The sequence below is a fragment of the Sulfitobacter sp. SK025 genome (assembly GCF_003352105.1).
Taxonomy (GTDB): domain Bacteria; phylum Pseudomonadota; class Alphaproteobacteria; order Rhodobacterales; family Rhodobacteraceae; genus Sulfitobacter; species Sulfitobacter pontiacus.
The window spans coordinates 1,760,144-1,785,590 of the sequence record NZ_CP025808.1; the positions used below are offsets into that span (position 1 = coordinate 1,760,144).

The 25,447-nt window shown below is 61.8% G+C and carries 24 protein-coding genes, 1 tRNA gene and 1 riboswitch; of the genes, 9 read left to right on the top strand and 16 right to left on the bottom strand.

The features are described 5' to 3' along the window. Window positions 1-82 precede the first annotated feature (82 nt). Window positions 83-763: a TRAP transporter small permease gene (locus C1J04_RS08565; protein WP_114865330.1), complete on the top strand. Its 681-nt coding sequence runs from the start codon at window positions 83-85 to the stop codon at window positions 761-763. A 4-nt stretch (window positions 764-767) separates the two neighbouring features. Beyond that, window positions 768-2,144, top strand: coding sequence for a TRAP transporter large permease (locus C1J04_RS08570; protein ID WP_009826801.1), 1,377 nt, complete (start codon window positions 768-770; stop codon window positions 2,142-2,144). A gap of 99 nt (window positions 2,145-2,243) precedes the next feature. Here the strand turns inward: C1J04_RS08570 and tpiA are convergent, their stop codons facing one another. From tpiA to rimK, 5 genes are all read right to left on the bottom strand, one after another. Beyond that, a complete protein-coding gene (gene tpiA, locus C1J04_RS08575; RefSeq protein WP_037954374.1) occupies window positions 2,244-2,993 on the bottom strand; it encodes a triose-phosphate isomerase in 750 nt (249 codons plus the stop codon). A gap of 99 nt (window positions 2,994-3,092) precedes the next feature. Then, window positions 3,093-3,437, bottom strand: a complete 345-nt coding sequence (locus C1J04_RS08580) for a HesB/IscA family protein (protein ID WP_009826803.1) — start codon at window positions 3,435-3,437, stop codon at window positions 3,093-3,095. Window positions 3,438-3,575: 138 nt separating this feature from the next. Beyond that, window positions 3,576-4,787: a glycerophosphodiester phosphodiesterase family protein gene (locus C1J04_RS08585; protein ID WP_174226605.1), complete on the bottom strand. Its 1,212-nt coding sequence runs from the start codon at window positions 4,785-4,787 to the stop codon at window positions 3,576-3,578. 126 nt (window positions 4,788-4,913) lie between these two features. Further along, complete coding sequence (locus tag C1J04_RS08590) at window positions 4,914-5,276, bottom strand: SUF system Fe-S cluster assembly protein (protein WP_005853043.1); 363 nt, start codon at window positions 5,274-5,276, stop codon at window positions 4,914-4,916. Between the two features lie 86 nt (window positions 5,277-5,362). After that, on the bottom strand, window positions 5,363-6,745 hold the full coding sequence (gene rimK, locus C1J04_RS08595) for a 30S ribosomal protein S6--L-glutamate ligase (RefSeq protein WP_009826805.1): 1,383 nt from the start codon (window positions 6,743-6,745) through the stop codon (window positions 5,363-5,365). A 230-nt stretch (window positions 6,746-6,975) separates the two neighbouring features. Between rimK and tgt the strand changes: the two genes are divergently transcribed. From tgt to C1J04_RS08615, 4 genes are all read left to right on the top strand, one after another. Next, entirely contained in the window at window positions 6,976-8,103 is a 1,128-nt protein-coding gene (gene tgt / locus C1J04_RS08600) for a tRNA guanosine(34) transglycosylase Tgt (RefSeq protein ID WP_009826806.1), read from the top strand. A 104-nt stretch (window positions 8,104-8,207) separates the two neighbouring features. Beyond that, complete coding sequence (locus tag C1J04_RS08605) at window positions 8,208-9,305, top strand: alkene reductase (RefSeq protein ID WP_009826807.1); 1,098 nt, start codon at window positions 8,208-8,210, stop codon at window positions 9,303-9,305. A 295-nt stretch (window positions 9,306-9,600) separates the two neighbouring features. Beyond that, window positions 9,601-12,012: an endopeptidase La gene (gene lon / locus C1J04_RS08610; RefSeq protein WP_005853049.1), complete on the top strand. Its 2,412-nt coding sequence runs from the start codon at window positions 9,601-9,603 to the stop codon at window positions 12,010-12,012. A gap of 160 nt (window positions 12,013-12,172) precedes the next feature. Further along, window positions 12,173-12,538 (top strand): HU family DNA-binding protein, encoded by a 366-nt coding sequence (locus C1J04_RS08615; protein WP_009826809.1) that lies wholly within the window; start codon window positions 12,173-12,175, stop codon window positions 12,536-12,538. Between the two features lie 201 nt (window positions 12,539-12,739). Here C1J04_RS08615 and C1J04_RS08620 read toward each other — a convergent pair. Next, window positions 12,740-12,815: transfer RNA gene (locus C1J04_RS08620), tRNA-Val, on the bottom strand. Between the two features lie 370 nt (window positions 12,816-13,185). On the opposite strand from C1J04_RS08620, the gene C1J04_RS08625 reads away from it, so the two are divergent. Next, on the top strand, window positions 13,186-13,995 hold the full coding sequence (locus C1J04_RS08625; protein ID WP_009826810.1) for a crotonase/enoyl-CoA hydratase family protein: 810 nt from the start codon (window positions 13,186-13,188) through the stop codon (window positions 13,993-13,995). A gap of 13 nt (window positions 13,996-14,008) precedes the next feature. Here the strand turns inward: C1J04_RS08625 and C1J04_RS08630 are convergent, their stop codons facing one another. The 10 genes from C1J04_RS08630 to thiD are packed head-to-tail and all read right to left on the bottom strand — an operon-like array spanning window position 14,009 to window position 21,454. After that, complete coding sequence (locus tag C1J04_RS08630) at window positions 14,009-14,782, bottom strand: ABC transporter permease (protein WP_009826811.1); 774 nt, start codon at window positions 14,780-14,782, stop codon at window positions 14,009-14,011. After that, the gene (locus C1J04_RS08635) at window positions 14,779-15,504 is read right to left on the bottom strand and encodes an ABC transporter ATP-binding protein (protein WP_114865331.1); all 726 of its coding nucleotides are present in this window, start codon (window positions 15,502-15,504) and stop codon (window positions 14,779-14,781) included. Before C1J04_RS08635 ends, C1J04_RS08630 begins: the two co-directional genes overlap by 4 nt. Continuing rightward, the gene (gene tenA / locus C1J04_RS08640; RefSeq protein WP_114865332.1) at window positions 15,501-16,184 is read right to left on the bottom strand and encodes a thiaminase II; all 684 of its coding nucleotides are present in this window, start codon (window positions 16,182-16,184) and stop codon (window positions 15,501-15,503) included. Before tenA ends, C1J04_RS08635 begins: the two co-directional genes overlap by 4 nt. Further along, window positions 16,181-17,119, bottom strand: a complete 939-nt coding sequence (locus tag C1J04_RS08645; RefSeq protein ID WP_005853063.1) for an ABC transporter substrate-binding protein — start codon at window positions 17,117-17,119, stop codon at window positions 16,181-16,183. The genes tenA and C1J04_RS08645 overlap by 4 nt, the downstream gene beginning before the upstream one ends. Continuing rightward, on the bottom strand, window positions 17,106-18,128 hold the full coding sequence (locus C1J04_RS08650; RefSeq protein ID WP_009826814.1) for a ThiF family adenylyltransferase: 1,023 nt from the start codon (window positions 18,126-18,128) through the stop codon (window positions 17,106-17,108). Before C1J04_RS08650 ends, C1J04_RS08645 begins: the two co-directional genes overlap by 14 nt. Continuing rightward, window positions 18,107-18,703 carry a thiamine phosphate synthase gene (locus C1J04_RS08655; RefSeq protein ID WP_114865333.1) on the bottom strand — a complete coding sequence of 199 codons (597 nt, stop codon included), beginning with the start codon at window positions 18,701-18,703 and terminating at the stop codon, window positions 18,107-18,109. Before C1J04_RS08655 ends, C1J04_RS08650 begins: the two co-directional genes overlap by 22 nt. Then, window positions 18,700-19,473 carry a thiazole synthase gene (locus C1J04_RS08660; protein WP_009826816.1) on the bottom strand — a complete coding sequence of 258 codons (774 nt, stop codon included), beginning with the start codon at window positions 19,471-19,473 and terminating at the stop codon, window positions 18,700-18,702. Before C1J04_RS08660 ends, C1J04_RS08655 begins: the two co-directional genes overlap by 4 nt. 1 nt (window position 19,474) lies before the next feature. Further along, complete coding sequence (gene thiS / locus C1J04_RS08665) at window positions 19,475-19,672, bottom strand: sulfur carrier protein ThiS (protein ID WP_005853074.1); 198 nt, start codon at window positions 19,670-19,672, stop codon at window positions 19,475-19,477. Next, window positions 19,656-20,651, bottom strand: a complete 996-nt coding sequence (locus C1J04_RS08670; protein WP_009826817.1) for an FAD-dependent oxidoreductase — start codon at window positions 20,649-20,651, stop codon at window positions 19,656-19,658. Before C1J04_RS08670 ends, thiS begins: the two co-directional genes overlap by 17 nt. Further along, the gene (gene thiD, locus C1J04_RS08675) at window positions 20,648-21,454 is read right to left on the bottom strand and encodes a bifunctional hydroxymethylpyrimidine kinase/phosphomethylpyrimidine kinase (protein WP_009826818.1); all 807 of its coding nucleotides are present in this window, start codon (window positions 21,452-21,454) and stop codon (window positions 20,648-20,650) included. Before thiD ends, C1J04_RS08670 begins: the two co-directional genes overlap by 4 nt. 67 nt (window positions 21,455-21,521) lie before the next feature. Continuing rightward, window positions 21,522-21,622: riboswitch (TPP riboswitch) on the bottom strand. Window positions 21,623-22,183: 561 nt separating this feature from the next. Here thiD and C1J04_RS08680 point away from each other — a divergent pair. Together C1J04_RS08680 and C1J04_RS08685 are read left to right on the top strand one after the other, a co-directional pair. Then, window positions 22,184-23,374: a TAXI family TRAP transporter solute-binding subunit gene (locus C1J04_RS08680; RefSeq protein WP_037954698.1), complete on the top strand. Its 1,191-nt coding sequence runs from the start codon at window positions 22,184-22,186 to the stop codon at window positions 23,372-23,374. Between the two features lie 101 nt (window positions 23,375-23,475). Further along, window positions 23,476-25,413 (top strand): TRAP transporter permease, encoded by a 1,938-nt coding sequence (locus C1J04_RS08685; protein ID WP_037954376.1) that lies wholly within the window; start codon window positions 23,476-23,478, stop codon window positions 25,411-25,413. The last annotated feature ends 34 nt before the right edge of the window (window positions 25,414-25,447 follow it).

Consider the following 25,447-nt stretch of genomic DNA (forward strand, 5'->3'; position numbering starts at 1 on the left):
GGGCATATCACTTGCGTCAGGCCCCGACATGCCCCGCGGCGTGCGGGCCTGATCCACTCTCCTCTCACAGCGGAGCATTCCCATGTCACATGGTGTTCAATCTCATTCTGCGCTCGGGCGCATTGTCAACGAGCTTGAGGAAACGGCGATTGCCATCATCCTTGGTCTGATGACGCTTATCACCTTTATCAACGTCGTCCTGCGCTATGGTTTCAACACCGGCATCATCTGGGGGCTCGAAGCGGTGACCTTCCTCTTCGCCTGGCTGGCGCTGTTTGGCATGAGCTATGCGGTCAAGGTCACGGCGCATCTGGGGGTGGACGCGGTCGTGAACCTGTTTTCGCTGCCCAAACGCCGTGTGCTCGCGCTGGTTGCGGCAGCGATCTGCGTGGTCTACGGGGCCTTGCTGATGAAAGGCGCGTGGGATTACTGGGCCCCCTTCGCGGGGCTGGACGCCACCACGGGCCGCTGGTTCCCCACAGGCTTTGCCGATAGCCGCGATCAGGCGTGGTATGAAACCGTCGATATCCCCATGCCGGATTGGCTGCGCTTTATCGAGCCGATCATGAACGAGGGCGAGAGCTATGGCAAATTGCCACGGTTCATCCCGTATTTCATGCTGCCCTTCGGCATGGCGCTGCTGTTGTTCCGTTTCATCCAGGCCGGTGTGCGTGTCTTTACCGGACAGGCCACAGCACTGATCGTCAGTCACGAGGCCGAAGATGATATCGAAGCCGTCAAACACATGAACGCGGAGTCCTGAGCGCATGGAAGTCCTTATCCTATTTACCATGATCGTCGGGCTGATGTTGCTGGGCGTTCCGATTGCCGTCAGCCTTGGCTTCTCGTCAATCGTCTTTCTGCTGGTGCTGTCCGACAGCTCGCTTGCGTCCATCGCGCAGACCTTCTTTCAGGCGATGGCGGGGCACTATACGCTGCTGGCGATCCCGTTCTTTGTTCTGGCGTCGTCCTTCATGTCGACGGGCGGTGTGGCCAAGCGGATCATCCGTTTCTCTATCGCGCTGGTCGGGCATTTTCCGGGCGGTCTTGCGATTGCGGGTGTTTTTGCCTGTATGCTGTTCGCCGCCCTGTCGGGATCATCGCCTGCGACAGTGGTTGCCATCGGGTCCATCGTGATCGCGGGGATGCGGGAGACCGGCTACACCAAGGAATTCGCCGCCGGTGTCATCGCCAACGCGGGCACCCTGGGCATCCTGATTCCGCCGTCCATCGTGATGGTCGTCTATGCCTCTGCCACGGATGTCTCTGTGGGCCGGATGTTCCTTGCGGGCGTTATCCCCGGTCTGATGGCGGGCACCATGCTGATGCTGACCATCTACATCATGGCGCGGGTCAAGAAGCTGCCACAGGGCGAATGGCGCGGCTGGGGCGAGGTCTTTGCCTCGGGGCGTGAAGCGGGCTGGGGGCTGATGCTGATCGTGATCATTCTTGGCGGTATCTATGGCGGTATCTTTACCCCGACCGAAGCCGCTGCCGTGGCCGCTGTCTATGCCTTCTTCATTGCGGCCTTTGTCTATCGCGATATGGGCCCGCTGCACGTCGAAGGCGAGGGGCGCAACCTGTCGCTGATGCGCAAGCCCTTGGCGCTGGTCACTGTCTTCTTCCACCGCGATACCCGCGATACGCTGTTCGAGGCCGGCAAGCTGACCGTCACCTTGATGTTCATCATCGCCAACGCGCTGATCCTCAAGCACGTGCTGACCGACGAGCAGATCCCGCAGCAGATCTCTGCCGCGATGCTGAGCGCCGGTTTCGGGCCGATCATGTTCCTGGTTATCGTCAACGTGATCTTGCTGATTGGCGGGCAGTTCATGGAGCCGTCGGGCCTGTTGATCATCGTCGCCCCGCTGGTCTTCCCCATCGCGATTGAACTGGGCATCGACCCGATCCATCTGGGGATCATCATGGTGGTGAACATGGAAATCGGGATGATCACCCCGCCGGTGGGTCTGAACCTCTTTGTGACCTCGGGCGTGGCGAATATGCCGATGATGAATGTGGTCAAGGCTGCGCTGCCCTTCACCGTGGTGCTGTTCATCTTCCTGCTGATGGTGACCTATATCCCGGTTATTTCGACCTGGCTGCCGACCCTGATGATGGGGCCGGAGATCATCACCCGCTAGGGCGAGACATTACGAGAAAAACAAAAAAGGCGGCGCACCCCATCGGATGCGCCGCCTTTTATGTGTGTCATGACATGAGTTTATTTGGCAAAATGAAGATCAGGCGGCAGAGAGCGCCTGAAGGATCGGGACGAAGTCAGCGGCCTTGAGGCTCGCCCCGCCAATTAGGGCACCGTCCACGTTATCGACCTTGAAGATCTCTGCCGCGTTGTCCGGTTTGACCGAGCCGCCATACAGCAGCCGCAGCGCGTCGCTGACATCCGTGCCAAAGCGTTCGGCCAGTGTTGCGCGGATGAAGTCATGCACCTCGACGATCTGGTCAAGCGTCGGGATTTTGCCGGTGCCAATCGCCCAGATAGGCTCGTATGCGAGGACGGTATTCTCGCCGGTGCAGCCATCGGGCAGGGAGCCTGCAAGCTGTTCGGCGATGACATCCAGCGTGGTGCCGGAGCTGCGATCCGCCTCGCTTTCGCCGATGCAGATGATGGCCGTCAGCCCCGCGTCCCAAGCGGCCTGCGCCTTGGCCGCAACATCAGCATCCGTTTCGCCATAGGCATCGCGGCGCTCGGAATGGCCGAGGATCACATAGGTCGCGCCGACCTCCTTGATCATCGAGGCAGAGATATCGCCAGTGAAGGCACCTTTCGGCTCTGCGTGGCAATCCTGCGCGCCGATGCCAACGGAGGTGCCTTGGGCCTTGGTGACCGCTGGCAGGAGGTAGGGGGCGGGCGGGCATATCACCGCCTCTGCACGGGTGCTGTCCATCGCGGCGGCGACCTCGGCCAACATGTCCAGACCGGCCAGCGTGCCGTTCATCTTCCAGTTTCCAGCGGCAAGCTTGCGGCGCATATGCATATCCTTCATGTGGTTTTTCAAAGGGATACCAGCGCCACCCCGACAGGGCAACGGCAAGCTGCGGTCACGCCCCGCCAGCGCGGCGCGATACCGTTAGCCGAATTTGATGGATTCGCCGCAGCCGCAGGCTTCGGAAACATTGGGGTTGCGGAACTTGAAGCCGGATTCCAGCAGAGAGGTTTCATAGTCGATCTCGGTACCGAAAAGGAACATCTGCGCCATCGGCGCGATCATCACGCGCGCGCCGTCCTGTTCGACGACCTCGTCATTGGCGTCGGCCTCGTTCACATACTCCATCGTATATTCCATGCCGGCGCAGCCACCCTTCTTGATGCCGATGCGCAGACCGGCGTGGCCGGCGGACGTCATCAGCTTGGTGATCTGATTGGCGGCTTTGGGGGTGATGGTGACGGCTTGCTTGCCTGGGATTGCGAACATGCTGAATACTCCTGTTACCGACAAGATAAGGGCTTTGGCAGGGTTTCTCAAGCGGGGGGATGCACAATAGCAAAAGGCCGCCCCCGAAGGGACGGCCCATGTCTTCACGCGCGATTGCGCCGGATCAGACCCCGTAGGTTACAGACCCATGCAGTTGGCATAGTAGGTGACGGTTGCGGGCCAGTCAGAGAAGACCCCCTTGACGCCAGCGTCCTGTGCCAGCACGTCCAGCGCGACCAGATAGTCGCTGTCGTCGGTGATGATGTCGCCAACGGATTGGAAATACCAGCCACCGCCCGTGGACAGCGGACCGGAGCGTTCGAGCGTCCAGGCGATCAGGTTCAAACCGGCTTCGCTGGCTTTCTTGGCATAGTCAGAGGCGGCCAGAGCGCCTTCTTTGTTGGTCAGCAGCATGTTCAGCGACGGGGCCAGATACTGCACGCCTTGCTCTTTCAGCTGGGCGAAATCCTGTGTCCAGGTGCTGGGGTCCTGTTCGTCGAAACCTTCGCTCCATTCCACGAGATAGACGGCCTGTTTGCCGAACTCGGGCTCTGCCTTGATCCAGTACAGCACGTCATCCAGGTTGAACGACTGCGCCCAAACGTCCGAGGCAGGGATGCCCGCGGCTTTGTATTCGTCGATCATTTTTTGCGCATAGTCTTCCTGGCTGAAGCCGTCGTGGGGCATCTCGACCGAAGGGGACTTGAGCTCGGGGGTGAATTTCGCGCCGAGGGATTTGAACAGCTCGATCGATTCCGCGTTGGTCATCAGATCGGCACCGTCGCTGTACAGTTGGGTGCGGAAGCTGGCCACGCCGCCCTGATAGTCTTCGGCGGTGGTGGCGGTGGCGTCGGCGCTGTCCATCTTGGGCGTCAGGGTGCGGAACTCTGCCAAGGTGATGTCCGAGGTGCGGCATTCCGCGCTGGCACCTTCTTCGCCCGCAGCCGCGGTGAAGCCGGTGGTGCATTTCTCGGCCAGATCGGAGACGAGGATATTGGTGGTGGTGTGCAGATCGTTCTGCGCGTGACGGCAGACCAGTTCGTGATCGGCGGTGAAGGTCACGTCGCATTCCAGAATGCCTGCACCCTGACGGGCGGCGGCAACGTTGGACTGTACGGTGTGCTCGGGGAACATCAGCGGCGCGCCGCGGTGCCCGATGGAGAAATCGGATTTGGACGCGGTCTGGCCCATGCAGGACGCCAGCTTGTCCTTGAGGTCGCCATCGGGAAGCTTGTCCACCAGATAGGCAGGACGGACACCGTATTCGACAGGGACGGGGGTGCTGTGGGCGTCGGCCAGCAGCGCGGTGGGGGCCAAAGCCAAAGCTGTAAGGGCAGTAGTTAGTCGCATGATCGCTCCAAATAAAATCATCTGGCAGCGGTGTGGCTACCCTATGTTACAATGATGCGACCATTGCGTGAAACTCATGTAAAATCAACCGGGACGTGAAATGCGTCCCGGTTTCAGCCTATCGGCTTACATGAAGCCCAGTTCAAGACGGGCTTCGTCAGACATCATATCCATGCCCCATGGTGGCTCCCAGACCAGTTCCACGTCGACGGTTTTCACGCCGGGCAGGGGTTCGACCGCATCGGCGACCCAGCCGGGCATCTCGCCTGCGACGGGGCAGCCGGGCGCGGTGAGGGACATCTTGATGTTGACCTCGTTTTCCGCGTTGATGTCGATCGTGTAGATCAACCCCAGCTCATAGATATTGACTGGAATTTCAGGGTCATAGACAGTGCGGCAGGCTTCGGTGATCTGCTCGTACAGCGGATGATCCGTTGACGAGGGCGCAATCAGAGGGGTGCCTTCAAGAGGTTGTGTGCTGTCGGTCATCAGGGCCTCGCTCCTTTTTCTTATCGTTTATATAGGGATTGCAGCGGGCACCGTCCAGAGGGCGGACCCGCGATCCAATGCGGAACTTAAGCTTTGCGCTTGCGCACCGGCTGCGGCTTTACCCGCGCTTCGATCATATCATAGACCATGCCGACGATATCCTTACCGGTGGCTTTCTCGATCCCTTCGAACCCGGGAGAGCTGTTGACCTCAAGCACCTTTGGCCCGCTGTCCGACCGCAGCAGATCCACACCGGCAGTGCCCAGACCAAAGGCCCGTGCCGCACGCAGGGCGGTGTCGCGTTCAACCTTGGTGATGCGCACGACCTGAGCGGTGCCGCCACGGTGCAGGTTGGAGCGGAAATCGCCATCCGCGCCGGTGCGCTTCATCGCGGCCACGACCTTGCCATCCACCACGAGACAGCGCAGATCCTCGCCCGCGGCTTCCTTGACGAAATCCTGCACAAGAAAGTTTGCCTTGAGCCCGCGGAAGGCATCAATCACGGATTCCGCGGCCTTCTTGGTCTCGGCCAGCACCACACCTTTGCCTTGGGTGGATTCCAGCAGTTTCACGATCAGCGGCGCGGTGCCCACCAGCGCCATGAGGTTCGACGTGTCCTTGGGCGAGGCGGCAAAAGCGGTGGTCGGCATGCCGATTTTCCTCGACGCCAAGACCTGATGCGCATGCAGCTTGTCGCGGCTCGACAGGATACCGGCAGAGCCGTTGACGCAGTAGGTCCCGATGGTTTCGAACTGCCGGATCACTGCGCAGCCATAGGGCGTTACCGAGGCGCCGATCCGCGGGATCACCGCGTCATAGCGCGGCAGACGTTTGCCATCGTAATGCACTTCGGGAGCCATGGCATTGATCGCCATATAGCAACGGGTGGTATCGATCACTTCGACAGTGTGGCCACGGGCCTCGCCGACCTCGACCAACCGCGAGGTGGAATAGTTGCTGGCCTCACGGCTCAGCACGGCGACCCGCAATGCGCGTTTGGGCGCGCGGTGACGCACAGCGGCGGTATGGTAGACGTCATAGCTCAGATCCGGTTGCAACCGTTTCTCGGTGGGCGAGATGGTGATGTGATCTGTCAGCGCCTGACGGCCCAGCAACATGCGGCTGGTCATGCCCGCACGGTTGGTCAGGGTCACGTCAATGGGCCAACTTTGCCCTGCGACATCCATCTTGGTCGAGATGACATAGCGCAGCTCTGCCTCGCCATTCGACGAGGTGACCTCGCGCCGGTCAATGATGGGCGCGGAGCAGGTGATGGTGATGTCTTCGTTGCCGGCCACAGGGTGCACGTTGAACCGGACCTTGGGCTTGGAGGCGGGGCCGAAGACTTCGATGTCATGGGCATGCAGCGCCGATGTGCGCGCGCCGGTGTCGATCTTTGCCTTGATCGCGGGAAGCCCCAATTCGGGAAGGGCGACCCATTCTTCCCAGCCAAACGTCAATTCTTGCATGTCACGCACTCCGGCACAGCTAAATCATCCCGCCGCCTAGCAGGTCGCCTGCGTCTACTCAAGCCACGACACGGGCTTCCAAATGGCATAAATCCCGGGGTCCGGGGCAGCGCCCCGGCGGTTCCGGCTGGACATAGCGTAGATTTACGGTGCTTCCATGACAGCCTTGTGGAACGCACGGCTCAACTGCGCGATTGCGCCTATGCGGGGGACATTCTATAGCCGCAGTCATGAAAAAATTCTCGTTCGATCTTCAGGCCCGCGATGGTGCGGCGCGTACCGGTGTCATCTCTACCCCGCGGGGCGATATTCGCACGCCGGCCTTCATGCCTGTGGGCACGGCTGCCACGGTCAAGGCGATGATGCCCGAAAGCGTCGCCGCGACCGGTGCGGATATCCTGCTGGGCAATACCTATCATCTGATGCTGCGCCCCACTGCCGAACGGATCGACCGTTTGGGCGGGCTGCACAAGTTCATGAACTGGGACAAGCCGATCCTCACCGATTCCGGCGGGTTTCAGGTGATGAGCCTGTCGGGGCTGCGCAAACTGACGGAAAAGGGCGTGACCTTCAAAAGCCATGTGGACGGGTCGAAACACGAACTGACCCCCGAACGGTCGATGGAGATTCAAAAGCTGCTCGGCTCCGATATCGTCATGTGCTTTGACGAATGTCCCGCGCTGCCTGCGGATCGCGCGCGTATCGCGGAGTCGATGCGGATGTCGATGCGGTGGGCCAAGCGCAGCCGCGAAGCCTTTGGCGACCGTCCGGGCCATGCTCTTTTTGGTATCCAGCAGGGCGGGCTGGAACGTGACTTTCGCGAGGAAAGTGCCAAGGCGCTGATCGACGTAGGCTTTGACGGCTACGCTGTGGGCGGCCTTGCCGTGGGCGAGGGGCAAGAGGCGATGTTCGGCTGTCTCGATTTTGCCACCGATATGCTGCCCGTGGACCGGCCACGCTATCTGATGGGCGTGGGCAAGCCGGATGATATCGTCGGGGCCGTGGCCCGCGGGATCGATATGATGGACTGCGTACTGCCCTCACGCTCTGGCCGGACGGGGCAGGTGTTCACGCGTCACGGCGTTGTGAACATCAAGAACGCACGCCACGCCGATGACCCGCGTCCGCTGGACGAAGCCTGCACATGCCCTGCGTGCTCGAACTACAGCCGCGCCTATCTGCACCATGTGTTCCGTAGTCAGGAAATGATCTCGGGGATGCTGCTGACATGGCATAACCTGCATTATTTCCAGGAAATCATGGCGGGTATGCGCGACGCGATTGCGGCGGGGACATTTGACGCCTGGCAGGCTGATTTTCATAGCCAGCGTGCCCAAGGCGACATCGACCCGCTTTAGGAAAACCCTGCGGTGAATGGAATAAACCTTCGGCCCCGTCCTTGCGATGACGGGGCGGAAGGTTAGGTGCTGTAGCAAGAAACAACACCGCAAAGGAGTTTTCCATGACCGAGGCATTATTCACCCCCCTGAAGGTTGGTGGCATCGAGGCCGCGAACCGCATCGTGATGGCCCCGCTGACCCGCAGCCGCGCCAATGACGACACTGGCGAAGTCGGCGACATGCACGTCGAATACTACGCGCAGCGCGCCGGTGCCGGGATCATCATCACCGAAGCGTCCCAGATCAGCGCCGAAGGCAAAGGCTACATCAAAACCCCCGGCATCTACACCGAAGGGCAGGTTGCTGCCTGGAAAAAGGTGACGGACGCGGTGCACGCCAAGGGCGGCAAGATCGTGATCCAGTTGTGGCACGTGGGCCGGATCAGCCATGTGGATATCCAGCCTGACGGACAAAAGCCCGTCGCCCCCTCGGCCATCGCGGCAGAGGTGAAGACCTTTACCAAAGACGGAATGACCCCGACATCCGAACCGCGCGCGTTGGAGTTGGACGAGATGCCACGCATTGTCGCCGATTATGTCCACGCAACCAAGATGGCACGCAAGGCGGGCTTTGACGGGGTCGAGGTCCACGGGGCGAACGGCTATCTGCTGGACCAATTCCTCAAGACCTCAAGCAACAAACGCGATGACGCCTATGGCGGGTCGGTCGAGAACCGCGCGCGGCTGCTGTTCGAAGTGCTAGACGGTGTCGTAAACGCATGGGACGGTGATCACGTCGGCCTGCGCCTGTCGCCTTTCTCGCCTGCGAACGGCATCGCGGATGATGACCCGCAAGAGACGTTCACCTACGTCGTGGATGCGCTGAACAAATACAATCTGGCCTATCTGCACATGGTCGAAGGCTCGACCGGCCAGTCGCGCGATCTGGATAGTGACGAAGACCTTGGCAAGCTGCGGTCGCTGTTCAACGGCGTCTACATGGCGAACAACCTTTATGACCGCGACATGGCGATCGATGCCGTGGCCAGCGGCAAAGCCGATCTGGTTGCCTTTGGCAGGCCGTATATCGCCAACCCCGATCTGGCAAAACGGCTGGAACTTAACGCACCGCTGAACGAGGGGGATACGAAAACCTTCTATGCCGGTGGCGAAGAGGGCTATACCGATTATCCCTTCCTCGAAGAGGTCGCGGCAGAGTAAGCTCGTTAAACGCGAAAAAGCACATTTCCGGCCCGTTTTTTGTCATCCGGGCCGGTTAACCATGGTTCTTGGCGGTTTTCGCGGATAATCATACGATCCGCGCTTGTCTGTCCGCCGGTGGCGGTTCATTCTAGGGCGACCCTTACGCCAGATGGCCCGCATACGAACGGATCACAGCATCATGGGGATTGAAACAGGCGGGTAGGGTCCCCAGATATCCTACTCAGAACAGGAGATGAACGAACGGTCGCCTAAGATAGGGGCCAGTGTCATCTTGCAGTATAAGGAAAAGAGCATGTTAGAGCCTCTGAACGCGTCCTACCCGGTATTGCCTTTGCGCGATATTGTGGTGTTCCCCCACATGATTGTACCGCTTTTCGTGGGCCGCGATAAATCTGTTCGCGCCCTCGAAGAAGTCATGGCCGATGACAAGCAGATCCTGCTGTCGAGCCAGATTGACCCCGGCGTGGATGACCCCGATTCCGATGGTATTTTCAACACCGGCGTCTTGGCGAATGTGTTGCAACTGTTGAAGCTGCCCGACGGCACCGTGAAGGTGTTGGTCGAGGGTCAGGCGCGGGTGCGCATCACGGAATACCTTGAAAACGATAGCTTCTTTGAAGCCTCTGCCGAATATCTGACGGAAGAGCCCGGTGACGAGACCACCACGCAGGCGCTGCTGAAGTCCGTCGCCGAAGAGTTTGAGCGCTATTCCAAGGTCAAGAAGAACGTCCCCGAGGAAGCACTGTCGGCGGTGACCGAAGCGTCCGAGCCTGCACGTCTGGCCGATCTGGTCGCCGGGCATCTCGGCATTGAGGTCGAGCAGAAACAAGACCTGCTTGAAACCCTGTCCGTCTCCGAGCGGCTGGAAAAAGTATACGGGCTGATGCAGGGCGAAATGTCCGTTCTGCAGGTCGAGAAAAAGATCAAGACCCGCGTCAAATCCCAGATGGAGAAGACGCAGCGCGAGTACTATCTGAACGAGCAGATGAAGGCCATTCAGAACGAGCTTGGCGATGGTGAAGACGGCAAGAATGAAGTCGCCGAACTGGAAGCCCGCATCGCGGACACCAAGCTGAGCAAAGAGGCCAAGGAAAAGGTCGACGCCGAGCTGAAGAAGCTCAAGAACATGTCGCCGATGTCTGCCGAGGCCACCGTGGTCCGCAACTACCTCGACTGGATCCTGTCGATCCCGTGGGGCGTGAAATCGCGCACCAAAAAAGACCTCGCCAAGGCACAGCAGGTGCTGGATGATGATCACTATGGCCTTGAAAAGGTTAAAGAACGCATCGTCGAATATCTTGCCGTGCAGCAACGCTCCAGCAAGCTGAAAGGCCCGATCATGTGCCTTGTCGGCCCTCCCGGTGTGGGTAAAACCTCGCTTGGGAAGTCTGTTGCCAAGGCGACGGGGCGCGAATTTATTCGCATCTCGTTGGGCGGTGTGCGTGACGAATCCGAGATCCGCGGTCACCGCCGGACCTACATCGGCTCCATGCCCGGCAAGATCATTCAGGCGCTGAAAAAGGCGAAAACCACGAACCCGCTTATCTTGCTCGACGAAATCGACAAGATGGGTCAGGATTTCCGTGGCGACCCCGCGTCGGCCATGCTCGAGGTGCTTGATCCGGAACAGAACGGCACATTCGTCGACCACTACTTGGAGGTGGAATACGATCTGTCGAATGTCATGTTCCTGACCACGTCGAACAGCTACAACATGCCCGGGCCTTTGCTTGACCGGATGGAGATTATCCCCCTGTCGGGCTATACCGAGGATGAGAAGCGCGAGATCGCGAAACAGCACCTTGTGGCCAAGCAGGTCAAGAACCACGGTCTGAAGGCAAAGGAATTTGCCATTGAAGACAGTGCGTTGACCAGCATGATCCGCTACTACACCCGCGAGGCCGGCGTGCGGAACCTTGAGCGCGAGATTGCCAAGGTTGCGCGGAAATCGCTGACCAAGATCGTCAAGAAGGAAGCCGACGAGATCACCGTGACGGGCGACAACATCGAGGATTTCCTCGGCGTGAAAAAGCACCGCTACGGCTTGGCCGAGCTTGAGGATCAGATCGGTGTCGTAACCGGATTGGCCTATACCTCGGTTGGCGGCGAATTGCTGCAGATCGAAGCCCTGCGCCTGCCGGGTAAAGGTCGGATGAAAACCACCGGTAAGCTTGGCGATGTGATGAAGGAATCCATCGACGCGGCCAGCAGCTATGTGCGGTCGATCAGCCCCAAGATCGGGGTGAAGCCGCCCAAGTTCGACACGCTGGATATCCACGTCCACGTGCCCGATGGTGCGACGCCGAAAGATGGCCCCTCTGCCGGTCTGGCGATGGTGACATCAATCGTGTCGGTGCTGACCCAGATCCCCGTGCGCCGCGATATCGCGATGACGGGGGAGGTGTCCTTGCGCGGGAATGCGATGCCAATCGGCGGCTTGAAGGAAAAGCTGTTGGCGGCGCTGCGTGGTGGGATCACAACGGTTCTCATCCCGACCGAGAACGAAAAGGACCTGCCGGATATCCCGGATAACGTGAAAGAAGGGTTGACCATCATTCCCGTCAAACACGTGTCCGAAGTGCTGAAACATGCGTTGGTCCGCGAGCCCGAAGCGATCGAATGGGATCAGGAGGCAGAAGATGCCGCCGCAGCCGCCGCACTGGCCCGTCGCAACGCTGCAGGCGATAGCGCCACAGCGCATTAAGCAACGATCAAACCGACATCAGGCCGCCCTTCGGGGCGGCCTTTTTCGTGGGCACGTCCCCGATTTTCGCACACGGTTACGTCATCCCCAAGCATCGCTGGATTTTCCCCGGTGGCCCCGCTAGGGTTTGATGAAACCTCCCCAACGGACGAGACGTCAAATGGCCACGCCCAAGAAAACCACCACGCCTAAACCAGCCGCACCCGACACCGCCGCAGCACCCGCTGTGGTCGAAGCACCGCGCCCTGTGATCCTCGGCCCCGTGATGCGCAAGAAAGAGCTGATCGACACAGTTGTCGAAAGGTCGGGCGTGAAAAAGCGCGATGCGAAACCCGTCGTTGATGCCATGCTCGCCGTATTGGGCGAAGCATTGTCGGACAGCCGCGAGCTGAACCTGCTGCCATTCGGCAAGCTGAAAGTGATCAACGAGAAAGAGCTGAAAAACGGCAAGATGATCCGCGTCAAAGTGCGGCAGGTGACACAGGGGCAGGGCGGCGGCGATACCGCTGATCAACCCGAGGACTGAGGGCGAAAATCGCTTAAAATCTCCGGCGCAAAGTTACGACGCCCGCAGCAGCCCTTCACCTTGGTGAGGGGCTTTGTCGTATCGAGGGTTTCACGTTGCTGATGCCACATGCTGCGCAGGCAATCCCTTGACATCAAACGCATAAATCCCTGTCGCCGTCGGCGTAGGTTGCGTTGGTAGAACTGAATTGTGGTGGTGGAATGGTGGGTCGTGAGAGGCTCGAACTCCCGACATCTTCGGTGTAAACGAAGCGCTCTACCAACTGAGCTAACGACCCGGTAGCGCTCTACTACCCCAAGGTTCAGCCGGGGTTCAACCCCATTTTTGCCGCCCCGGTGATTATTTTCGATTTTTTTCTGACGCCGCCCCGGATCAGGGGGGATTTACACGGTAACAGTGCGTTTTCAAACGGTTTTGCCGCCTCCGGCAGATTACGACGGGGCGAATCCCTGCGGGTCCGTTACCCTTGGGGAAGTTACCGCGCTGAAATCGGCGGATGACCGATAGACGGGCTGTGTTTGGCGCGCTACTCAATGCACAGTCACGTAAAAGGTGGGAGAGCCTTTTGCATATATTCAGCAAGCCCTTGCAGCAGCAAGGCACCGGGGCCGACCACAATTGCCGGCCCCATAGGAGGAGGAATTCATATGGCCGTTCAGATTGATCCGACCAGCTACCGTAACCTGGACATCAAGGCGCATGACGATGGCGTCTGGGTGGTGACCCTGAACCGTCCCACCAAACGCAATGCCTTGGACATCGACACGATCGAAGAGCTGGTCACCTTCTTTTCCGCCGCACCGCGCGCGGGTGTGCGTGCAGTGGTACTGGCGGGCGCGGGGGATCACTTTTGTGCCGGGCTTGATCTGATCGAACACCATGACGAAGACCGCAGCCCTGCCGATTTCATGCACGTCTGTTTGCGCTGGCACGAGGCATTCAACAAGATGGAATACGGCGGCGTGCCCGTGATCGCAGCATTGCAAGGGGCCGTTGTCGGCGGCGGGCTAGAGCTTGCCAGCTCTGCCCATGTGCGGGTGATGGACCAAAGCGCGTATTTCGCGCTTCCCGAAGGCCAGCGCGGGCTGTTCACCGGCGGGGGGGCTACGATCCGTGTGACCGATCTGGTCGGTAAGGCGCGGATGATCGACATGATGCTCACCGGGCGCGTCTATCAGGGGCAAGAGGCCGTCGATCTGGGCCTTGCGCAGTATATCGTCGAAGGGTCCAGCATGGACAAGGCGATGGAACTGGCGCGCAAGGCGGCGCAGAACCTGCCGCTGTCGAACTTCGCGATCTGTAGCGCGGTGAGCCATATGCAGAACATGTCGGCAATGGATGCCGCCTATGCCGAAGCTGTGGTCGCCGGTGTGGTCAATACGCAGCCTGACGCGCGCGCGCGCCTTGCGGCCTTTGCCGACAAAAGCGGCGCGCGGGTGCGACCGAACGCGGAATAGCAAGTCGTATGGGTCACGCGCGAGTGCTGCGCGTGATCCCGCTTTCGCTGCGGCCTTCGGCATAGCGGGTCAGGCGTTGCGCCAGCAGCCCGACAGAGAGATGCAACAGCACCGTCAAACAGGCGAGCACGATCAACGCGGCGAACATCAGGTCGATCTTGGCGCGGCCATTGGCCAGCAGCATCAGATAGCCCAGCCCCTTTGACGCGCCGACCCATTCGCCAATCACCGCCCCGATCGGCGCATAGACCGCCGCCAGCCGCAGCCCCGTCGCAAGGCTTGGTAGCGCGTGGGGGATTTGCACGTAGCGCATGAACCGCAACGGCCGCGCGCCCATCGATTGCGCCAGATCGCGGTAGCCATCAGGCACGCGGGTCAGCCCGTCGTGAAAGGCCGATGTCACTGGAAAATAGATGATCAACACCGCCATCACGATCTTGGACCCCATGCCATAGCCGAACCACAGCGTCAGCAACGGGGCCAGCGCGAAAACCGGCACGGCTTGAGTAAAGACCAGCAGCGGCAGCAGCAAACGCTCTGCCGTTTTGGACAGCGCCAGATGGATCGCGGTGACAGCCCCCAGGGCGGTGCCGATCAGCAGCCCCAGTAGTACCTCGACGGTGGTGACCCAGGCGTTCTCGATCAGCGTCTCACGGGCGCGATATGCCGCCTGCGCCACGCGCCACGGCGAGGGCAGGATATAGTGCGGCGCGTCGGTCAGCAGCACCGCTCCCTGCCAAAGGCCGAGCCCCAGCAGGATTGCCAGCGGTATGTCGTATCGCCTCATGCAGGCACCCCCCGCAGATGGGACAGCAGCGCGCTTTGGCAGGCCCAAACCTCGGGGGCGGTGACGGGGCGCGGCGCGGGAAGCGCGGGGACGGGCCAGCTTTGCACGCCGGTGGCAGAGAGGATCAGGATGTGGTCGGCGAGCCGTGCCGCTTCTGCCGGATCATGGGTGACCAGCAGCACGGTCCGCCCGTGCAACAGCTCTGCCGCGAGCTCTTGCATCGCGGCACGGGTGCCCGCATCAAGTGCCGAGAATGGCTCGTCCAGAAAGACCAGCGCGCGACCCTCCAGCAAGGTCCGCGCCAGCGCTGCCCGCTGCCGCATGCCGCCCGACAACGCGGCGGGTTTCTTATGGGCATGATCCTGCAGACCGACCCGTGCAAGCATGGCGGAGGCACGGTCCCTGTCAGGCGTGGTCCCACGCAGCCGGTCGCCGATCATGATGTTGTCGATCACCGTAAGCCACGGTAACAGCAGGTCGGATTGCGCCATATAGCTGATCCGCCCCGCCAGTGGTTGCCCGTCAGAGGCGGTGATCGTGCCGTCAAACGCGCCGCCTGTCTCTAGCCCCAGCAATAGGCGCAGCACCGTGGATTTGCCCACCCCCGACGGGCCGAGCAAGCACGTCCACGCCTCAGCGGCGAGGGCCATGTCCACGTCAAACAGGGGGCGCGCGTCAATCCGGTGTTGTCCCGCCAGACGCAGCGCGGGCGGCGGGGTCATGGCAGGTCCAGCCCCATCTGCCAAAAGCCGACCTCTAGCCGTGTGGCCGTGGAAAAGCGGTTTTGCAGTGCCGCGCGGCGGGGGGCGGTTTCAAGGTCACCGATCCGCCGCGCAACCGCCGCGTCGACCATCGCGCCCACCGTCTGGCACAGCGCCTGATAGTCGGGGTCGGCGTAGGTCTCGATCCACTCGGCATAGGGCGTGTCGGCGCTGCGGGTGTGGGTCAGGCGCTGCCCGATCTCCCCATAGCCCATGACGCAAGGCAACAGCGCCGCCATCAGATCAAGGAAATCCCCCTGCATCCCGGCATCCAGCACATAGCGCGTATAGGCGAGGTTGGCGGGGGCTTCCGTCGCGGTGAACAGCGCCGCTTCGTCGATACCCGCCGCAGCACAGGTGCGGATATGCAGCGCCATCTCGTGATTGACCAGTGCATCGACCGTGGCAGCGCAGGTCTTCATCTCTTCCATCGTTTCCGATTTGACCACCGCCATCGACCAAGCGCGCGAGAAATGCACAAGGAAAACATAATCTTGGATCAGATAGTTCACAAAGCAACGGCGCGGTAGGCTGCCGTCGCGCAGCCCTTCGACAAAGGCATGGTGGGTATAGTCCTGCCAATCCTGCGCCGCAGCAGCGCGCCACATCGCGAAGCTTCGGCCATAGTCCGGCGCGGTCATCGGGCGGTCACATCAATGGCGATGGTCGACACGGGCGAGATGTCGGGGATCAGGCCCGCGTCATGCAAGAACGTCTCGAATGTGGCGTAGCGTCCGGCATCCATCGCCGTGGGGCGCAGGGCGAAACGGGGCAGCGTGTCTTTCCACGCGCGGGCGTTCAGCTCGTCCTGCAGATCGGCAGAGGTGGCGGCGAACACCTCCCAGCTTTCCTCGGGGTGGTTGACGATATATTGCGTCGCTTTCTCGGTCGCGGCCAGAAACCGCGCGATCATGTCCTTGTCCATCGTGTCGCGGTTGGCGACGTAAATCAGCTCGTCATAGGGCGGCAGGCCCTCTTCCTCGACGTAGAAACAGGTGCCATCGACGCCTTCGATATCCATCTGGTTCAGCTCGAAATTGCGGAAGGCCCCGATGACCGCATCCACCTGACCGGACATCAACGACGGTGAAAGCGACCAGTTGACGTTTACCAGCTCCACATCATCCAGCGACAGCCCGTGATGGGTCAGGATCGCGCCGAGCACGGCCTCTTCGACACCGCCGACCGAGAATCCGACCTTTTTGCCCGCCAGATCCGCAGGAGAGGCGATGGGTCCATCGGTCAGCGCCAGCAGGCAGTTCAGCGGCGTGGCCACCAGCGTGCCGACCCGTTGCAGGGGCAGACCTTCGTGGATTTGCAGGTGCAACTGCGGCTGATAGGAGATCGCAAGATCCGCCTTGCCCGCGGCGACCAGCTTGGGCGGATCGGAGGGATCGGCGGGGGCGATGACCTCTACGCTCAGATCCTGTTCGGCGAAATACCCTTTTTCCTGCGCCACGATGATCGGCCCGTGGTCGGGGTTCACGAACCAGTCCAGCAGCAAGACCATCTCGTCCTGCGCCAGCGCCGGGCCAGAGGTCAGCGCCAGTGCGGCCAGAATGTTACGAAGTTTCATCGGTTTGTCCTTTCAACGGGGAAGGCTCGCCCATGGCGAGCAGGGTAATGGGGCCATGCCAGTAGCTGGCCAGATGGGTCGCCGCCTGCCACGCGCGCAGGCCCGAACGGCAGGCGATCACCGCGCGGGGTTGATGTGTCGGGCGGGGAGCGTTGCGGAGGAAATCGGGCAGGGTGATGCGCTGCGCTGTGGGTGTCGCGGCTGTGGGGGCCTCATCCGGCCCACGCAGATCGACGACCCAATCGCTTGCGCGGATCTGCGAGGGCGCGACAAATCCGAAACCGTGGTCAGGCTCCGGCGCGGTATCAAAGCGGAAGCCGCCAAAACGATAGGTGGCAAGATCAAAGCTGATCAATTGCCCCAAAGGGGACGGCGACAGTCCAAGGAGGCAGGCCAGCGCCATCTGTGCTTGGGCGGCACCGATCGTGGCGACGACCGGCCCCATCACCCCCGCCGTGTCGCAGCTGGCCGCGCGGTCCGGCAGATCGGGGAAGACCGCCCGCAGCGACGGCGCGCCGCCGCAGAACCCGCCGACATAGCCGCCAAACCCAAGGGCCGAGGCGCTGATCAACGGCAGACCCGCGTTCAGGCAATGATCCGACAGCACATAGCTTGCTGCGAAGCTGTCGGCGCAATCCAGCACGAGCGTCGCATCATGGCACAGCTTTGCCACGGTATCCGGCCCAAGGGTCACGGGGTGGGCGACCACGGTGCACGCGCTGTTGCGCGCACTCAGGGCGCGGGCGGCGGCGGTGGCCTTGGGCGTGCCGATATCGGCTTCGGTAAAGAGGGTCTGGCGGTGCAGGTTTGACAGGGCCACCTCATCAGCATCCACCAGCGTGATATGCCCCACACCGGCACCCGCCAGCAGCGGCAGTACCGGTGCCGCCAGCCCGCCCGCGCCGACGACCACCACCCGTGCCGCCGCCAGCGCCTCTTGGCCCGATGGGCCGACCTGCGGCAGGATCATCTGGCGGGCATAGCGGGTCATCGGGTTGCCACCAGCCATGCAGTGACGCGATCCTCGGGCGAGGGGTTCAGCGTGATGTCGGTCACCGCCGCGACGCAATCGGCACCGGCATCAAAGGCTCCCGCCGCGCGGTCGACCGACATGCCACCGATGGCCACAAGCGGGGTCTGCCCCACCCGTTCACGCCAGTCGCGCAGACGGTCCAGCCCCTGCGCGTGCCACTTCATCTGCTTCAGGATCGTCGGGTAGATCGGGCCGAGGGCGATATAATCGGGGCGCAGGTCTAGGGCGCGGATCAGTTCGGCCTTGTCGTGGGTGCTGATGCCCAGACGTACGCCCGCATCGCGGATGGCGGTCAGGTCGGCGCTGTCCAGATCCTCTTGTCCCAGATGGATAAAATCACACCCCTCGTCGAGCGCGATCTGCCAGTGATCGTTGATCACGAGGGTACTGTCGTGTTTGGCGCAGATCGCCTTGGCCTGCCGGATGTCGCGCCGCAGGGCAGGGGCGGGCGTGTCCTTGATCCGCAGTTGCACCAGTTTGATGCCAAGGGGCACCAGCCGCTCCAACCAGGCGGCGCTGTCGAAAATCGGGTAGAAACGGTCCAGGGTCATTCCAGAAACGCCTTTCCTATCAAGGGGGTAGAGGGCGCGGCCATATCGCGGGGCGGCATCGGGTCCGCATCGGCGGCAAGCTGTCCGGCGCGGATCGCGGTGGCAAAGGCCTCGGCCATGGCGGCGGGGTCACCGGCTTTGGCGACAGCGGTGTTCAGCAGCACCGCGTCAAACCCCAGCTCCATCGCCTGTGCGGCGTGGGACGGCAGGCCGATGCCGGCGTCGATCACCAGCGGCACGTCCGGAAAATGCGCCCGCATGGCGCGCAGCCCGAAAAGGTTGTTCAGTCCCATCCCCGACCCGATGGGCGCGCCCCAGGGCATCAGCACCTCGCAGCCCGCCCGCAGCAATCTATCCGCCACCACAAGGTCTTCGGTGGTGTAGGGAAAGACCTGAAACCCGTCCTCGCTCAGGATGCGGGCGGCCTCGACCAGACCGAAGACATCGGGCTGCAACGTGTCCTCCTCGCCGATGACCTCGAGCTTGATCCAGCGTGTGTCGAACACCTCGCGGGCCATATGGGCGGTGGTGACGGCCTCTTTCACGCTGTGACATCCGGCGGTGTTGGGCAGCACATGGACGTCAAGCGCGCGGATCAGTTCCCAGAAATCCTGACCGGCGCGATCCCGTCCGCTTTCGCGCCGCAGCGAGACCGTCGCCACCGCCGCCCCGCTGCGCGCAAAGGCGTCTGACAGCACCTTGGGCGAGGGGTATTGCGCGGTGCCCAGCATCAGACCATTGGCAAGGGTTTCTCCGTAAAAGGGGCGCATCTTAGCCTCCCTGCATGGGGGCGAGCACTTCGATGCTGTCGCCGGAGGACAGGGGGTGGCTGGCCCGCAGGCTGGCGGGGATAAAGCTGCCATTGACGGCGGTAGCGACTTTCGCGCCGCCAAATCCTTCGGCCTCTAGCAGGGCGGCGAGCGTGGGCGCGTCGCTGTCGAGCGGGGCACCGTTAAGCTGTAGTTTCATGGAAAATCTCCGGTGTTTTGGCGTCAAGGATCAGGTCCGCCACCATGGTCGCCAGCGCGGGGGCGAGCAGGAAACCGTGGCGATACAGACCGTTGGCGCGGATCAGATTGCCCTGCCGTTCGATGCGCGGCAGGTTGTCGGGGAAGGCGGGGCGGCTGTCGACGCCGATCTCTAGGATCTCGGCCTCGCCAAAGGCGGGGGACAGTGCGTAGGCCGCGCTCAGCAGTTCAAGCACGGACCGCACGCTGGCATGGGCACCGGCGCGGCCTTCGACCATCGTGGCCCCGAGCATGTAGATCCCGTCACCGCGCGGCACGAGGTAGATCGGCACACGTGGGTGCAGCACGCGGATAGGGCGGGTGATCGCGATATCGGGGCAGGACAGCAGCGCCATTTCCCCCTTCACGCCGCGCAAATCGGGCAGATCGGCGCGCGCGTGATAGCCGCGGCAATCAACGACGATGCCGTCTTGCGCCAGCGCTTCGGGGGCGGCCTCGCCCTGTTCGAAACTGGCCCCATCGGCCACCAGCCCGCGCCATAGCTCTGCCAGCGCAATGCGGGGCGACAGGTGGGCCTCGGTCTGGAAATAGAGCGCTTTGGCAAAGCGGTCGCCCAAGTCGGGTTCAAGCGTCGCGATCTCTGCGCCGGTCAGGGTTTGGTGGCTTGTCGTGCGGCGGGCAAAGCGGGTCAGATCGCTGCTGTCCCGCGCCGGAGAGATTACAAGCGACCCGCGTCGGCGCAGCGATGTGGTGTGTTGGCCCCACCAATCCGCGGCGCTTTGGCCCAGCCGGATCACCGGTTCCTCGGCGCTTTCACCTTCGCAAAACGGGGCGAGCATGCCGCCAGCCCACCAAGAACACCCTTGCGGGCCGGGCTGGCGGGCGCGGTCGATCAGATGCACGCGCATCCCGCGATCCAGCAAGACACGCGCGGTACACAGCCCCGCGACGCCCGCGCCGATGATGGTGACCTGCGTCATGACCAGACCGCGTGGAAGTGATGCACCGGCCCGTGGCCCGTGCCGATATCAAGTTGATCCGCGGCGATGATGGCGCGGTGCAGATAGTCATGGGCGGCCTGTACCGCCGCGCCAAGGGGGTTGCCGTGGGCCAGCCCCGCGGCGATGGCCGCGGCGTAGGTGCATCCCGTCCCGTGGGTATTGCGCGTGTCGATGCGCGGCGCGCTGAGCCATGTGACACGCTCTGCGGTGACCAGCGCGTCGCTACAGATATTGCCCGCGCTATGGCCGCCCTTCATCAGCACCGCCTTCGGGCCCATCTTTAGCAGCGCACGGGCCTGCGTGACCATCTGGTCGGCGCTGTCGGCCTCGGGCTGGTTCAACAGGCGGGCGGCTTCGGGCAGGTTGGGGGTCAGCAGATCGGCGCGCGGCAGGATATCCGCGATCAACGCTGCGACGGCGTCTTCTTGCAACAGGGCATCGCCGGATTTTGCGATCATCACCGGATCAACCACGACGGCCCCCCGAAACGCGGACAGTGCAGCGGCCACCGCCTGAATAATCTGCGGAGAAAACAACATGCCCAGTTTGATCGACTGCACCGAAAGATCGGACAGCACCGCATCGATCTGGGCCGCGACGATGGGGGCGGGGATCTCGTGTACCGCGCTGACGCTGCGCGTGTTCTGCGCGGTCACGGCGGTGATCACGCTGGCAGCATAGACACCATTGGCCGACATCGCCTTGATATCGGCCTGAATACCGGCACCGCCGCCGCTGTCGGATCCCGCGATGGTCAGGGAAATGGGGGTCGTCTTGGTCACATGCTCGCCTTTCGGTGGTGGGCAAGCAGACGCAAGAATGAGCTTTGTGGCGTGGACCCAGGGCCGTTGCACAAAGATACCCGTTCCCTACGCCGGTATTGCCCGGATCAGGTTCGACGGGTCGGTGCACGCACCTCTCAGCCCCCTAGGGCACCCCGACGGATAGATGTTGGAACTGCGCCCCCCGTGGGGACGTGCAGCGTCGTTACCTTAGGCGTAGCCAAGTTCGACAAACGGTGCAAGCCGCAAAATATTCAACCAAAGGTGGCGATATTTTGGGCAAATCGGGCGCGGTTTGGACAGCCCTCCTGACGATTGTCAGCCGAAACAACGCCTCGTAACCCAAAGCAACGTAACGTCACATTTCCCATATTCTGCGGTGTTAACCCTTTGGCATCAGCAAACTAGGGGTGATCGCGCAAAGACCCCGCGCGGCTGCGGTATCAAGTTCTGTTCTGCGGTATTGGCATCGAAATATCTTGCCCCTAGGCTGATTGACAGATTGAGTCGGATACCCTCGGGAGGAGGGGGCCGACACTCGGGGGGATGCGTTTTCTGGCCCGTTTTTACGGGTCGTACCGGACGCGTCGCGACAAGCATTGGGAGGTGCTGCGTGACATCTGCAAAGATCACATCTGCGTCCGGCGCATGGGCATCCGCAGCTTTTGCGGTGCCTGTGATTCTGCGATCCCGAACAATCCAAAGATGTACAACAGGGAGAGAGACCACATGAAGAATATGACACGTTTTGCCAAGGCCGCTGTCGGGTCCTTTGCGGTATCCATGGCGCTTTCGGGCGTCGCGATGGCGCAGGAGTATGAGTGGCCGCGCATGCTCGTGATTGCCACGCCGGGCACGTCGACAGGCAGCTTTGCCTCGACCAACGGTTGGGGGCCTGCGTTGCAAAAGGAAACCGGCACCACCGTGCGGATCGTTCCCGAAGACAGCGAGCCCATGCGCTACAAACGTTTGACCGACCGCGAAGACGTGTCGATCGCGTCGGTTGCAGCGTCGGAAATGGCGTTGCAAGCGGAAGGGGTCGGCGGCTACGCCTCGGCGAAACCCATGCCGCAGCGGATCTTGTGGCACCACAACGACACGCCTTGGGGCTTTGTTGTGGCTGGCGATTCCGAGCTGCAAAGCCTTGAAGATATCGGCAAAGGCGGCGTGCGGGTCACCTCGGGTGTGTTCTCGCCCGCAATCGTCGCGGCAATCACCCAAGCCCTGCCGGCCTTTATCGGCATGACGCCCGAGGAAGCACAGGAAAAGATCGAATTCGTCCCGGCCTCCAGCTACGGTGAAAACTGTCGTTCCGTCGTCGAGGGGAAGTCCGACGTGGCCTATTGCTCGCCGATCTCTTCCGTCCTGTCCGAAATGGAAGGCGCACCGGGTGGCATTCGCTGGCTGCCGATGGACCCCGCCAACAAAGAAGGCTGGGACGGCTACCTGAGCTACCGCCCCATGACCATCCCCTCGACCATCTCTATGGGGGTGAGCACCGCCAAGGGTGTCGAGTCCATGACGTCGAACTTCGTCTATGCCGTGCCGGTCACCGCAGAAGAGGATTTCGTCTATAACATGGCGAAGTGGATCAATGAATCCCACGACAACTACAAAGGATCGCACGCGCTGGCGACCCGCATGTCGCTGGAGCATTTCCGCAACTTCCTGGATGCCAACCCGATCCCGGTGCACGAAGGCACGGTGAAATACCTGCGTGAAATCGGGGCGTGGACCGAAGAAGACGATGCCTGGAACAACGAGGCCATCGAGAAGATGGACGCGTGGATCGCGGCACGCAACGCCGGCATGAAAGAAGCGATGGAGCAGGGCGTCGAGATGAATTTCGAGAACCAGGAGTATCTCGACATTCTGGCCAAGCACACCGACGGGCTGGAGCCGTTCCGCTCGCGCTTGTAACGCCGCGCCGGACCGTCATCGACGGCATAAGACAGGGCGGAGCACAGCGTGCTCCGTCCTCCTAAGACACTGCCACAGCGCCTTTATTTTCAGGATCTTCCATGTCAGCAACACAACACCCTCCGGCGGCTGAAACGGCTGTCGAACCCTCGTCCGAGACGACGCGACTGGGGGGATTATTCTCGTTCACCAGCATCGCTTTCGTGCTGCTGTGTACCTTTGGCCTCGGGATGGGGCTGGCCTATGTATTCGGCGTGCCCATCGGCGGGCGGCGTCTGCTTGAAGGGCAATACTACTGGGTCTTTATCGGCACCTTCCTTGCGGCGGCGTTCATCGCGCTGCCAGCGGTGAAATCGCACACCCATGTGCCGATCTATGACATCGTTGCGGCCGCCGTGGGCTTTGGCATCTGTATGTGGTTCTCCATGTATGCATGGGAGATCGTGCAGGCGGGCTGGACGAATTTCTACGCGGGCGTCGTGCTTTGGCTGCTGATGCTTGAAGTCGCGCGCCGGTCGGGGGGCATCCCCTTCTTGCTCGTGGTGCTGGTGCTGGGGCTTTACCCGCTGGTGGCCGATTACTTCCCCGGTTTGCTGATGGGCATCCCCTATACGTTTGAACGCATGATCGAGGCGCATGTCTTCCGCACCGAAGGGTTGATGGGCATCACCACCAAGATCGTGGCCGAGATCGTGCTGGGCTTTCTGGTCTTTGCAGGCGTGCTGATCGCCACGGGGGCGGGGCAGTTCTTTATCGATCTGGCCAATGCGGGCTTTGGCAAGTACCGCGGCGGTCCTGCGAAAGTATCGATCGTGGCCAGCGCCTTTTTCGGGTCGCTGTCGGGGTCGATTTTCTCGAACATCGCGGGCACCGGGTCGATCACCATTCCAACCATGAAAAAGGTCGGCTACCCGCCCCATTACGCTGGCGCGATCGAGGCCTGTGCCTCGACCGGCGGGGTAGTGATGCCGCCGGTGATGGGGGCGATTGCCTTTGTCATGGCGATCACCATCGGTGTGGACTACGCGACCGTGATGGTGGCTGCGATCCTGCCGTCGGTGTTGTTCTACTTTGGCCTGATCCTGCAAGTCGACGCCTATGCCGCGCGCAAGGGGCTGGTGGGCATGAAACCCGAAAACCTGCCCTCGGCCCGCGAGGTGATGAAGCGCGGCTGGCCCTTCCTGCTGGTCATGATCTTTCTGGTCTGGGGCCTGCTCTATATGCGGTGGGAGTATTACGCCCCGTGGTATGCCAGTGCGCTGATGATCGCGCTGAGCTTCCTGCAACGCGAGACCATGATGACACCTGCGCGCATCTTTGAAACCCTGCGTCAGGTGGGCACGCTGGTCACACAGACCGCAGCGATCATCCTGCCGATTGCATTCGTGGTCAGCGCCTTGACCATCACCGGTGTGACAGGGTCGATGACCTCGGGGCTGGTCGCTTTGGGCGGGGATAACGTCTATCTCGTGATCGCGCTTGGGGTTTTGGCCTGCTTTATCATGGGGATGGCGGGGCTTGCGATTGTGGCCTACATCTTCCTTGCGGTGACGCTGGCGCCCGCGATCATCGAAATCGGCGGGTTGAACACGGTCGCGGTGCACTTTTTCATCGTCTACTACGCGATGCTATCGGTGATCACGCCTCCGGTGGGGGCTGCGGCGTTTCTGGCGGCGACGATTGCGGGGGCCAAGCCGATGCTGACCTCTTTCACCGCGATGCGGTTGGGGGTGGTGATCTACTTTGTGCCGCTGTTCTTCCTGTTCCAGCCTGCGCTGGTGCTGCAGGGCGATCTGACGCCGCTGATCTATGTGCTGCCGTCGATCATCATCGGCATCACGCTGCTGTCCGGCGGGCTTGAGGGCTATCTGCTGGGCGTCGGTATGGTGCGGCCCTGGCTACGCCTGCCGCTGGGGATCGCGGGCTTTGCCTTCAGCTTTCCGGGGCTGACGACGACGCTGATCGCGGGGGTCGCCTCGGCGGCGCTTGTCGCGTTGATCTGGCGGGACAACCGCAACGGCGTGGTTGCGGTCCCTTGAGATTGGGCGCGCGGGGACATCCCCGCGCGCCGCA

Coding starts and splice junctions, on each gene's coding strand:
- C1J04_RS08565 (WP_114865330.1), top strand. CDS start 83: ATGTCACATGGTGTTCAATCTCATTCTGCGCTCGGGCGCATTGTCAAC.
- C1J04_RS08570 (WP_009826801.1), top strand. CDS start 768: ATGGAAGTCCTTATCCTATTTACCATGATCGTCGGGCTGATGTTGCTG.
- tpiA (WP_037954374.1), bottom strand. CDS start 2,993: ATGCGCCGCAAGCTTGCCGCTGGAAACTGGAAGATGAACGGCACGCTG.
- C1J04_RS08580 (WP_009826803.1), bottom strand. CDS start 3,437: ATGTTCGCAATCCCAGGCAAGCAAGCCGTCACCATCACCCCCAAAGCC.
- C1J04_RS08585 (WP_174226605.1), bottom strand. CDS start 4,787: ATGCGACTAACTACTGCCCTTACAGCTTTGGCTTTGGCCCCCACCGCG.
- C1J04_RS08590 (WP_005853043.1), bottom strand. CDS start 5,276: ATGACCGACAGCACACAACCTCTTGAAGGCACCCCTCTGATTGCGCCC.
- rimK (WP_009826805.1), bottom strand. CDS start 6,745: ATGCAAGAATTGACGTTTGGCTGGGAAGAATGGGTCGCCCTTCCCGAA.
- tgt (WP_009826806.1), top strand. CDS start 6,976: ATGAAAAAATTCTCGTTCGATCTTCAGGCCCGCGATGGTGCGGCGCGT.
- C1J04_RS08605 (WP_009826807.1), top strand. CDS start 8,208: ATGACCGAGGCATTATTCACCCCCCTGAAGGTTGGTGGCATCGAGGCC.
- lon (WP_005853049.1), top strand. CDS start 9,601: ATGTTAGAGCCTCTGAACGCGTCCTACCCGGTATTGCCTTTGCGCGAT.
- C1J04_RS08615 (WP_009826809.1), top strand. CDS start 12,173: ATGGCCACGCCCAAGAAAACCACCACGCCTAAACCAGCCGCACCCGAC.
- C1J04_RS08625 (WP_009826810.1), top strand. CDS start 13,186: ATGGCCGTTCAGATTGATCCGACCAGCTACCGTAACCTGGACATCAAG.
- C1J04_RS08630 (WP_009826811.1), bottom strand. CDS start 14,782: ATGAGGCGATACGACATACCGCTGGCAATCCTGCTGGGGCTCGGCCTT.
- C1J04_RS08635 (WP_114865331.1), bottom strand. CDS start 15,504: ATGACCCCGCCGCCCGCGCTGCGTCTGGCGGGACAACACCGGATTGAC.
- tenA (WP_114865332.1), bottom strand. CDS start 16,184: ATGACCGCGCCGGACTATGGCCGAAGCTTCGCGATGTGGCGCGCTGCT.
- C1J04_RS08645 (WP_005853063.1), bottom strand. CDS start 17,119: ATGAAACTTCGTAACATTCTGGCCGCACTGGCGCTGACCTCTGGCCCG.
- C1J04_RS08650 (WP_009826814.1), bottom strand. CDS start 18,128: ATGGCTGGTGGCAACCCGATGACCCGCTATGCCCGCCAGATGATCCTG.
- C1J04_RS08655 (WP_114865333.1), bottom strand. CDS start 18,703: ATGACCCTGGACCGTTTCTACCCGATTTTCGACAGCGCCGCCTGGTTG.
- C1J04_RS08660 (WP_009826816.1), bottom strand. CDS start 19,473: ATGCGCCCCTTTTACGGAGAAACCCTTGCCAATGGTCTGATGCTGGGC.
- thiS (WP_005853074.1), bottom strand. CDS start 19,672: ATGAAACTACAGCTTAACGGTGCCCCGCTCGACAGCGACGCGCCCACG.
- C1J04_RS08670 (WP_009826817.1), bottom strand. CDS start 20,651: ATGACGCAGGTCACCATCATCGGCGCGGGCGTCGCGGGGCTGTGTACC.
- C1J04_RS08680 (WP_037954698.1), top strand. CDS start 22,184: ATGAAGAATATGACACGTTTTGCCAAGGCCGCTGTCGGGTCCTTTGCG.
- C1J04_RS08685 (WP_037954376.1), top strand. CDS start 23,476: ATGTCAGCAACACAACACCCTCCGGCGGCTGAAACGGCTGTCGAACCC.